Origin of the sequence: Shigella sp. FC1967, assembly GCF_001743005.1 — a bacterium.
GTDB lineage: Bacteria > Pseudomonadota > Gammaproteobacteria > Enterobacterales > Enterobacteriaceae > Proteus.
Genome location: NZ_MIIZ01000988.1, coordinates 1 through 1,435, shown reverse-complemented (window position 1 = coordinate 1,435; position 1,435 = coordinate 1). Strand labels below are relative to the sequence as shown.

Here is a 1,435-nt window from a genome sequence, read left to right as displayed (position 1 = left end):
AAGATAACTTAATGAAGTTTTAGTTTAGGTCTAATAACTCGGTTGATTGATCCGACTAACATCATAAGCCCAGTTTTGATATAACCATGTAAAGCTATCTGATGCATTCTATATAAAGAAATATAAACAATCCGCGCTATGCGTCCTTCGATCATCATGTCCCCTTTCATCAAATTCCCCATCAAACTCCCCACAGTACTGAATTTAGAGAGTGAAACTAATGAACCATGATCGGTAAACACATAATCTTTTAGTGGTTTGTCTTTTAACATTGCTAAAATATTGCCATAACAACGACTTGCCATTTGATGTGCAGATTGTGCTCGTGGAGGAACAAAACCACCTTCTTTTCTTGGACAAGAAGAACAGTCACCAATCGCAAAGATAGACTCATCTAAGGTTGTTTGTAAGGTTGGTTTAACAACTAGCTGGTTAATACGGTTAGTCTCTAAGCCTGCAATCTCTTTCATAAAATCAGGCGCTTTAATGCCTGCTGCCCACACCATTAAGTCAGCATCAATATGCTCACCTTCTTTGGTATTTAATCCACTTTCATCCGCACTTGTGACCATCGTTTTGGTCATAACTCGCACACCTAATTTTGTTAATTCTTGATGTGCAGCACTAGAGATACGCACTGGTAATGCAGGCAAGATGCGCTCTCCAGCTTCAACTAAAGTGATATTTAATGCTGAAGGTGCTAATTTTTTTTAATCCATAGCTATTAAGCTGACGCACTGCATTATGTAATTCAGCTGAAAGCTCAACCCCCGTCGCACCGCCACCTACAATCGCAATATTGACCTTACGATTTTCTTCTTGTGCATTATTATCTGCTGAGTATTTTAAAAACAAATTCAACATTTCATTATGGAAACGATGTGCTTGTTGAGGACTGTCCAAGAAAATACAGTTTTCTTTGATGCCTGGTGTGCCAAAATCGTTTGATTTACTGCCTAATGCCATCACTAAAATATCATAGTCTAATGTGCGTTCAGGCACGAGTAGCTCTTGCTCTTCATTATAAATGGCAGCCAGTGTTATCTTTTTTTGGTCACGGTCAAGCCCTGTTAAGGAGCCTAATTGGAAATTGAAATGATGATTATAGCCGTGTGCTAAATAACTTAAAGCATCAACACCATCATCTAAAGAGCCCGTTGCCACTTCATGTAAAAGGGGTTTCCATAAATGACTATTGTTGCGATCCACTAAGGTGATTTCTGCTTTTTTGCTGCGCCCTAATTTATTGCCTAATTTGGTTGCCAGTTCTAAACCACCCGCACCACCACCGACAATAACAATTTTTTTTTAATGACATTTAACGTCAACTCCATAAAGTTGCATTATTAGTCCGTGGCGATCACGAACTTAATGAAATTAAAGCAGAAAAATGCGCTATCGTTGCAACACCTTTAACTTTCGCTACTGAAGCTGA

Annotated in this window: 2 pseudogenes; one reads left to right on the top strand and one right to left on the bottom strand. The window is 38.7% G+C overall.

Going from position 1 to position 1,435, the window contains the following annotated elements:
• Positions 1-8: 8 nt before the first annotated feature.
• A pseudogene (locus BHE89_RS17205) lies at positions 9-1,302 on the bottom strand (NAD(P)/FAD-dependent oxidoreductase).
• A gap of 35 nt (positions 1,303-1,337) precedes the next feature.
• On the opposite strand from BHE89_RS17205, the pseudogene BHE89_RS26220 reads away from it, so the two are divergent.
• Positions 1,338-1,435, top strand: a pseudogene (locus BHE89_RS26220) (hypothetical protein); the annotation flags it as partial.